Source organism: Methylophaga sp., from assembly GCF_965655755.1.
Lineage (GTDB): Bacteria > Pseudomonadota > Gammaproteobacteria > Nitrosococcales > Methylophagaceae > Methylophaga.
In genome coordinates, this window is record NZ_CBFHHW010000012.1 from 44532 (window position 1) to 53729 (window position 9198).

Annotated in this window: 7 protein-coding genes; all 7 read left to right on the plus strand. The window is 44.9% G+C overall.

Annotated elements, in window-relative coordinates:
* Positions 1-186 precede the first annotated feature (186 nt).
* A complete protein-coding gene (locus tag ACTF5U_RS05845; RefSeq protein WP_438970706.1) occupies positions 187-1557 on the plus strand; it encodes an ammonium transporter in 1371 nt (456 codons plus the stop codon).
* A gap of 571 nt (positions 1558-2128) precedes the next feature.
* Complete coding sequence (locus tag ACTF5U_RS05850; protein WP_438970707.1) at positions 2129-4252, plus strand: molybdopterin-containing oxidoreductase family protein; 2124 nt, start codon at positions 2129-2131, stop codon at positions 4250-4252.
* A 95-nt stretch (positions 4253-4347) separates the two neighbouring features.
* Positions 4348-4884: a gamma-glutamylcyclotransferase family protein gene (locus tag ACTF5U_RS05855; protein WP_438970708.1), complete on the plus strand. Its 537-nt coding sequence runs from the start codon at positions 4348-4350 to the stop codon at positions 4882-4884.
* Positions 4885-4954: 70 nt separating this feature from the next.
* Complete coding sequence (locus tag ACTF5U_RS05860; RefSeq protein WP_438970709.1) at positions 4955-5575, plus strand: 2OG-Fe(II) oxygenase; 621 nt, start codon at positions 4955-4957, stop codon at positions 5573-5575.
* 233 nt (positions 5576-5808) lie between these two features.
* A complete protein-coding gene (locus ACTF5U_RS05865) occupies positions 5809-7962 on the plus strand; it encodes an HAD-IIB family hydrolase (RefSeq protein ID WP_438970710.1) in 2154 nt (717 codons plus the stop codon).
* Positions 7959-8816, plus strand: a complete 858-nt coding sequence (locus ACTF5U_RS05870; protein WP_438970711.1) for an HAD-IIB family hydrolase — start codon at positions 7959-7961, stop codon at positions 8814-8816. The genes ACTF5U_RS05865 and ACTF5U_RS05870 overlap by 4 nt, the downstream gene beginning before the upstream one ends.
* Positions 8813-9198, plus strand: a 386-nt coding sequence (locus tag ACTF5U_RS05875) for a PfkB family carbohydrate kinase (protein WP_438970712.1), incomplete at its 3' end; no start/stop codon positions are given. The genes ACTF5U_RS05870 and ACTF5U_RS05875, both read left to right, overlap by 4 nt.

The following is a 9198-nucleotide window of genomic DNA, read 5'->3' on the forward strand; positions in this document are numbered from 1 at the left end:
AAACAAGAAAAATTTCACACTCCATCTACGCTCAATAATCATCCCTAACCGTACTAAAAAGCTTATCTAAGCCCTCAGTACTCCTAAAGTGTTAATTACTAAAGAGAATAGACGCCTATCTTGGGTCAGGACTAGATTCGTCACAGTGTCTGAATAAACAGGCGCGTAACAATAAGGAATAGAAAAATGGCATTTGATATAGCAACTCAATTTGCCGAGCAGGTCACCACAGCCTCGCTTGTGCAAAACCTTGTCTATGCCTCCGGTACTGTCGGGGCAATTTTCGTGGTATTTGGTCTACTACTGATTGACGTAGGCGGTGTTAGGAGACGCAGTGCATTTAATGCAACCATAGAGAAGATGATGGGCTTTTTTATAGGCTTTACTACCTACTTCTTCATTGGTTTCGCATTATGGGCCGCTCAATATTATGTAATGGTTGATTATACATTGACCGACAGCATTAAAGATTGGTGGGCTGGTGGCGCACTCTCAAATGCAATGGCACAAAATGTGGATCCGGCAGTTTTTCCGGGCATGAATAACTTCCAGATCTTTATTTTCTTCCTGGCTGTTTTTGCTGGCATTATCAATGTTCTACTGCACTTTGCTGTGTCGGAACGTATGAAAGCCTCTGCCTACTATCTAACGAGTTTTGTTGCGACCATCGTTTCTTCACTTGTTAGCTGGTGGACATGGGGTTCAGTTGGTCCGCTGACGAATCTCGGTTTTCATGACTTCTTTGGTGTAGGTTTTGTGTATTTGTTCCCAGCTGGTATGGCCATAATCTTTCACCGTAAACTTGCTCCAAGACCCGGGATGTTCACTTCACATCCTAAGGTAACAGAGTACCGTGAACCTAGTTTAGCGCTAGTGACTGCGGGTGTATTCAGTGTTTTTGCCAGTTTGCCTATGGTTATTCTGTCATGCCTGTTCTTCTTTGATCCTGAAGCATTGGCAGTCAGTGTCACGATGGCCGATACCAGTGTCGGCTTGGCATTCAACAACTATGGTGCAGCCTGGGCTGGTGGTGCTTTGATGGGTGCTATTCTGGCCTATAGCAAGCGCAAATATGCTTATTTATTGTTGGGCCCGTTGGCAGGCTATGTGTCTGGTGCATCAGGTTTCGACGTGTATGTACCTTGGCAGATGTTCCTGGTCGCACTGGGCGCTCCATTTGTGACGTATATTATCTACGAGACATTGCAGAAACGTGGTGTAGACGATCATAAATTACTGCCATTGTTTGCCGGTGTTGGCTCTTATGGCTTAATCATGACGGGTTTACTGCATATCGGGGTACCAAGAGGTGGTTATGTTGGTATCGAAGAGGGTGCATATGCCTTCCAGCATGGCGAAATCGGTGTGCTGATGCAGTTTGTCGGTATCGCGGTGTGCTTGGGCATGGGTATGATCACAGCGTGGGTGATGTCATTCATTTGTGAACATACAACTGGCCTGAGAGTCTCCGATGAAGATCAAGCGGAAGGCCTTGATAAAGTGAAATGGGGTATCGAACCTGATGTCGATCCTGTTGCTGAAGCTCCTTCTAAATAAAAGGTGCGTAGCGTTAATTTGTTTATCGATAAGCAATTAACTTAAACGGTTCACCCTGTTCGTAGTAGCAACAAACACTACGAACAGGGTTTGATCCCATTCGTTAAATAAAAAGTCCGGCCCAGAGCCGGATTTTTTATTGTATGAAGAAATTTAATATTGACTGAGATTTTTCCAAGCCTAAGTTTGAATTTGAATGATCTGTGTACTAAGCCATACAGAATGAGCGACTTATGATAACGGTCATTTATTACTGGCAATGACCAACATCAACATAGTTCATCCTTTACGCCTCTATACGACACAACGACCTTTGATTATGAAAGATACCGAATCCATATTTGGGTGTTATTGAGGGAGGACGACAAGCGGCTTTTGACCACGCTATGGAATGAACCCAACAATTATTGTCACTGGAACAGTGGCTGGCTGAGTTGACACGACGGAAGTCACAGTCTTCAATGAAATAAACTAAAAACACGGGCAAAATTCCCGCTCCAATCTGGTGTATAGTCAGGTTTAAATAATAATAAATCGATAAAAATCAGAATGTAATTAGGAGAGAGGCATTATGGCCAGTGTATTAAAAACCACGCATCACGGCGGCTGTCCACATGACTGCCCGGATACCTGTTCGATGGTGTACGAGGTTGAAAACGGCAAACTGATTTCAGTCAAAGGCAACCCTGATCATCCGATGACTCGAGGCGGTCTTTGCGTCAAACTAAAAGACTACGAAAAACATCACTATCATCCTGACAGACTGTTATATCCAATGCGTCGAACCGGCCCAAAAGGCTCCGGTCAGTTTGAACAAATAAGTTGGGATGAAGCACTTGATGAGATCACCTCCCGCTGGAAAGCGATTATTGATGAATATGGCCCTCGTGCGATTATCCCTTATAGCTATTTAGGGAATCAGGGGCTGGTTCATGGTCTGAATGGGGGGGATGCCTTCTTTAATAAAATGGGCGCAACTGTCTGCGAACGCACGTTCTGTGGTGAGGGCTCATGCACAGCATGGTTATTGACGGTAGGTCCGACGGCTGGTGTGGATCCGGAAAGTTTTATTCATTCTAAATACATTATTATCTGGGCCTGTAATTCGGTCAGCACAAATCTGCATCACTGGCACACCGTCAAAGAAGCTCAGAAAAAAGGCGCTAAAGTGGTGGTGATTGATCCTTATAAATCACGCACAGCCAAAGAGGCTGATTGGCATATCGCACCCAAACCGGGTACTGATGGTGCCTTGGCGATGGCGATGATGCATACGATCATTGAGGAAGGTTTGCAGGATCAGGATTACATCGATAACTACACCGAAGGCTTCGATGCCCTGGCTGAAAGAGCGAAAACACGCACGCCTGAATGGGCTGCAGCCATCACCGGTATAGACGCTGAAGACATCCGTAAACTGGCACGCGAGTTTGCCACAACACAGCCGGCAGCAATTCGCATCGGTGTGGCACTTGAACGTAACTATGGTGGTGGTCAGGCTGTTCGTGCGGTTAGCTGTTTACCTGCACTAACCGGTGCGTGGCGTCATGTTGGTGGTGGTGCTTTGCAATTCCCAGTCTGGGAGCATCCATACAAATTTGATGTGATATCACGTCCGGATCTGATTCCTGAAGGCACTCCCGTTATTAATGCCATTCAGATTGGGCGGGCATTAAATGGTGAAATGGATCTGGATGTACCGATTAAATCGATGATGTGTTGGAATGCGAATCCGGTGACGCAGGCTGCTGAGACAGATAAGATTGTTGAAGGGCTTGAGCGTGAGGATTTCTTCATGGTCTCAGCGGAGCATTTCTTGTCTGATACGGCCTCTTATGCTGATATCGTCTTGCCGGCATCAATGGGCGCCGAGATGGAAGATATGGTGCTTTCGTGGGGCCATCTCTACCTCACCTACAATGAAAAATGTGTTGATTCACCTGGTGAAGCACTTCCCAATAATGAAATATTTCGCCGTCTTGCTGCCAAAATGGGGTATGAGGAAGAAAACTTCAAATGGTCTGATACCGAATGTCTGGAAAACTATGTTGACTGGGATTCACCGGCGTGTGACGGTATTGATTTGGATACCCTGCGTGAAAAAGGTTTTGCCAGATTGACCGTAGGGTTCAGAGACGACCGGGCACCCCATAAAAAGGGTAATTTCCCAACACCTTCAGGCAAATGTCAATTTGAGGTTAAAGGTGCAACAAATTTTGTGGCGCCGCCTTTCCGACAAATGTACGAGGGTTTCCAGCCCGGCGAAGCATTGGATAGCTTGCCAGACTATGTGCCATCCAGAGAGACGGCAGAAATGAATCCGGCTTTGGCAGAAAAGTACCCACTTAATATCATTTCGCCTAAGAGTCACGGCTTCCTCAACTCCTGTTATGCCAATGTCGAAGAAAAAATTAAAAGACAGGGTGAACAGTTCGTCATGATTAATGCCGCAGATGCTGATTTGAGAAATATTCAAAACGGTGATTCGGTTCATGTGTTTAATGACCGGGGTGGTTTCGAAGGCAAAGCACAAATCACCGATGATGTGGACTCTGGAATTGTTGTTGCGACGTTGGGTTATTGGCGTCAATTAAATAAAGGCACGGTTAACTGCGTCAGTTCAGCAGAGTTTGTTGATATGGGGCATGCCCCCACATTCAGTGATAATCTGGTGCAAGTCGAACTGGCGAGTTAGCTTCAAGCGAGATTACTATTAAGATAAAGCCCGCCTCGAGCGGGCTTTTTATTTTCTGGCTTGATAAAGGAATAAACATATTTCAAGATAAAGTTATGGTGAATAAGAAAATTTTTACCCAATACAACCAAGGTCGATGTTTGTATTTTGCCTACGGTTCGAATATGTCTGTTCGGCGATTGAAACAACGTCTTCCGAATGCAGAAATATATTGCCGAGCCACTTTAAATAAGCATGCTTTGCGATTTCATAAAAAAAGCCACGTTGATAGTTCAGCAAAATGTGATGCCTGTATCACGGGAAAATCCACCGATAGCGTACATGGCGTGCTCTATATACTCGATGTGGTTGAAAAACCTAAACTCGATGCGGTGGAAGGTGTTGGTCATGGTTACGACACAAAAAAAGTAACGGTGGTTGATGAGCAGGGGAATGGTCTGGAAGCGTATATCTACATTGCGACGGATATTGATGCCAAATTGAAGCCCTATGACTGGTATAAACATCACGTGTTGATTGGCGCAAAAGAAAATAATTTACCGGATGAATACATCAGTCAAATTGCTGCGGTGACGTCGATAGCTGATCCTGATCAAAAACGTCTTCAACTTGAGCTCGCCATTTATGATTAAGCCTATAAATGGCTTTCTGATAGGGGTGGGACATGGTAGGCTTAAAGCTTATTAATCGTGTAACGAGATTATGCAAAACGTACTGAAACTGGATGCTCTGGCGGCATCAACACTGAAAACTGATCCCTATCCGTATTTTTCAGTGGAACGCGCTATTGACCCTGAACAGGTGTCCGAAATTATTAAGGCTTTTCCATCGATTACTGATGGCGGCAGCTATAACATTGATGATGTCGAAATGAGTCCGGTCTTTAGCCAGTTAATCGAATCTCTGGACACACCGGAATTTCGTCGAATTATTTGTGATAAGTTTGATGTGGCTGTTATGGATTTGCCGATGATGGTGACCTTACGTGGTTACTCACGAAAAAAAGATGGCCGTATACACACTGATTCCAAAACCAAAGTTGCGACCATCCTGATCTATCTCAATGATGAATGGCAGGCGGAAAGCGGTAAGCTTCGGGTATTACGAAGCGGGAATGATATGAATGACTTCGTTGAGGAAATCTCACCTGGACCAGGCAGTTTAATGGCATTTAAAGTGACAGATAACTGCTGGCATGGTTATCCCAGTTTTGAAGGCAAAAGACAATCCATTCAAATCAACTTTTTAACCAGTGAAGCTGCTGGTAATAAACATCGGTTTTTTCATGGACTTAGTGCCAAAATAAAGTCTTTGTTTAAATAAAAGTCAGATACAAAACTTAGTCAAACATCCTTTTAGGTGGAACACCGGAATAGAAAAACCGGTCATAAACGCGTTAAAAGTATCAACGTTGATACATTCTTTTTTTTCGCGATTCAATATGTCTGGCTGACATCAGTACATGAATTAGTAATGCTATAGTTAAGTCTAGAGACAAAATGCATCAATACGTTTAGTAGTTGAATACGGATATCATCATCGGAGAATCAATCTTTATGAGCGGCAAACCGGGGAAGATCTATATTGCCTTGATCAGTGTGCACGGTCTGATTCGTGGACAAAACCTTGAGCTGGGGCGAGATGCTGACACGGGAGGGCAAACGCTATATGTGCTGGAGTTAGCTCAGGCACTCTCTGAGTTACCTGAAATCGCTCAGGTGGATTTGGTCACACGAAGAGTAGTGGATGAAAATCTGGGGTCTGAGTACGCTCAGCCCATCGAATCCCTGAATGATAAATTACGTATCGTCCGGATTGATGCCGGGCCAGATGAGTACATTTACAAAGAGCATTTGTGGGATCATCTTGATGCCTTTGCTGACAATCTGGCTGATTTCTTCAGACGGCAGGGACAAATCCCCGATCTGATCCATAGCCACTATGCCGATGCTGGCCTTGTTGGTTCCCATGTTGCGAATCTATTAGCTATTCCACTAGTTTATACAGGTCATTCTCTGGGCCGCGTTAAACGCAGACGTTTGCTTGCAAGTGGTTTGTCTACTGACCAGATCGAACATCTTTACAATATGTCACGCCGGGTGGAGGCAGAAGAAGTTTCTTTGGCCACTGCCGAGCGCGTTATCACCAGCACGCATCAGGAAATTGAAGAGCAGTATGAGGTTTATGATCATTACCAACCTGAACAAATGCGGGTTATTCCTCCGGGGACGAATATTAAGCAGTTCAAACCACCTGTAGGAAATGAACTCAATGATCCGCTGTTTTCAACGCTAACCCAACACCTTAAACAGCCCAATAAACCCATTATCCTGGCACTGTCACGTCCGGACAAGCGAAAAAATATCAATGTCCTGATTGAAGCCTACGGGGAATCTGAAGAACTTCAGCAACTGGCTAATCTCGTCATCATCGCAGGCAACAGAGACGATATAGATGATTTGGAACAGGGAGCTCAGGAAGTGTTTTATGAGCTTCTGGTATCAATTGATCGCTATGATCTTTATGGCAAGGTTGCTATGCCCAAACATCACAAGCGAGATCAGGTGCCGATGATGTATCGGATGGCTGCTGCTTCCGGAGGTGTATTTGTGAACCCAGCCTTGACCGAACCGTTCGGTTTGACATTGATTGAGGCAGCGGCTTCCGGACTGCCAATTGTTGCGACGGAGGATGGCGGTCCCAGAGATATTATCGGCAATTGTCACAACGGCCACCTCATTGATCCCTTAGAGTCCTCTACTATTACTGAAGCGTTACTGAAACTCCTAACCGATAACGCGCATTGGAATGACCTGGCTAAACAGGGCCTTGAGGGTGTCACTACGCATTATTCCTGGCAGGCGCATGCTAAACGTTATTTGGAACTGGTTAAACCTATCGCACAACGTGATGAATTTTTACACCGGAAACCGGTGGAAAGAACCAGCCAGATGTATGCTGAATCAGCGATAGTTAGTGACTTGGATCTGAATCTGGTGGGAGATGACGTGTCACTGCAAGAGTTGATTCGTCATCTCAGAGATCACCGTAAAACCACTAAGTTTGTGATAGCGACAGGCCGAAGACTCGATGTCGCACTCCGTATGATGAAAAAACACCGCATTCCGGAACCTGATATTTTGATCACCAGTTCGGGTACGGAAATTTATTACGCTCCTAAGCTGACGCCAGATAAAGCCTGGGCACAACATATTGACTACCACTGGACACCACACAAAATCAGGCCTTTTCTGGATGATTATCCAGGTCTTGAACGCCAGCCTAAATCAGAACAAAGTCGCTTTAAACTGAGTTATTACATCGACCCGGATAAAACTGATATTGAAGAGATAAAACGTTTGCTTCATCAAGAGGAGCAGTCTGTCCATGTTCAGCTGGCATTCGGTCAGTATCTGGATATTATGCCCATCCGTGCATCCAAAGGGATGGCGTTACGTTATGTAGCTGATAGGTGGCAGATTCCTCTGGAACGGATTTTAGTAGCCGGGGGATCTGGAGCGGATGAGGATATGATGCGAGGAAACACATTAGCAGCTGTAGTTGCCAATCGACACGATGAAGAATTAGCGCAGTTGAGCGAAACGGAAGGTATGTATTTGGCTGAAAAACCCTTTGCTGCCGGCATTCTAGAGGCTTTGGAGCATTATGATTTTTTCAATCAACCTAAACAGCAAAAAGTTTTACCATGAGTGACGCTAAACTCCTGTTATGCACGGATATGGACAGAACGGTTATTCCGAATGGGTTTCAACCCGAACCGTCCGACGCACGTAAACAATTCAGTGATTTCTGTCGTCGGTCGGATGTTAAATTGGCCTATGTTACTGGTCGTCATGTAGCATTGGTTAAACGTGCGATAAAAAACTATGCGCTACCGACGCCAGATTTTGCTATCACCGACGTGGGCACTAAGATTTATCAAATAAGCAACGACACTTGGCAGCAACTGGCCGACTGGGAAGCCGAAATTGATAAAGACTGGAATGGCAAAACTCATGGACAACTCAAGCAGTTACTAAAGCCGGTAGGTGAACTTCGTTTACAGGAGAGCAGTAAACAAAATACACATAAGTTGAGCTATTATCTGCCGTTGTATCTGGACAAAGATACCAAGATTGCACAAGTTGAGGCTTTTCTGGAAAAAGCAGGTGTGAATGCCAGCGTGTTATGGAGTGTCGATGAACCCAAAAACGTTGGCTTACTCGACGTTTTACCCAAACATGCGACAAAACTCCATGCCATAGAATTTTTACATCAAAAACTGGGTTATGACCTCGATGAGGTTATCTTCGCCGGTGATAGTGGTAATGATCTTCCTGTTCTAACCAGTCGGATTCAGTCTGTTCTGGTTGACAATGCCAGTGCTGAAATAAAGCAAGCAGCTGTACAACTGTCTCAACACAATGGTCATAGTTCGGCATTGTATCTGGCCAAGAGTGAATCACCGGAAAATAACGGTAATTACGCGGCTGGCGTATTACAAGGGGTGGGGCATTTTGCACCACAGTTTCGTCACAATGATAATACTGAAAAAATCACATGAATCAGACGCCACAAGTAACGATTTTTGGTGAAGCCTTATTCGATTGTTTTCCAGATGGACAATCTGTATTAGGTGGTGCACCGTTCAATGTCGCTTGGCATTTACAGGCATTAGGAAACCAACCTAAATTTATCAGTCGAGTAGGCAATGATACCTTGGGTGATACGATTCTGGCTGAGATGAAAAACTGGCAGATGGACGTTGGACTGGTGCAACAGGATCTCCAACACCCCACTGGTCGAGTCAATATCACTTTCACTGATAATGAGCCCAGTTACGACATTCAGACAGATAGTGCCTGGGATTTTATTGCTGACAGTCTGGTTACTACCCCGCCTGAGTCCGGTCTCTTCTATCATGGTTCGCTTGCTGCCAGAAGTGA

Coding starts and splice junctions, on each gene's coding strand:
- ACTF5U_RS05845 (WP_438970706.1), top strand. CDS start 187: ATGGCATTTGATATAGCAACTCAATTTGCCGAGCAGGTCACCACAGCC.
- ACTF5U_RS05865 (WP_438970710.1), top strand. CDS start 5,809: ATGAGCGGCAAACCGGGGAAGATCTATATTGCCTTGATCAGTGTGCAC.
- ACTF5U_RS05850 (WP_438970707.1), top strand. CDS start 2,129: ATGGCCAGTGTATTAAAAACCACGCATCACGGCGGCTGTCCACATGAC.
- ACTF5U_RS05870 (WP_438970711.1), top strand. CDS start 7,959: ATGAGTGACGCTAAACTCCTGTTATGCACGGATATGGACAGAACGGTT.
- ACTF5U_RS05855 (WP_438970708.1), top strand. CDS start 4,348: ATGGTGAATAAGAAAATTTTTACCCAATACAACCAAGGTCGATGTTTG.
- ACTF5U_RS05860 (WP_438970709.1), top strand. CDS start 4,955: ATGCAAAACGTACTGAAACTGGATGCTCTGGCGGCATCAACACTGAAA.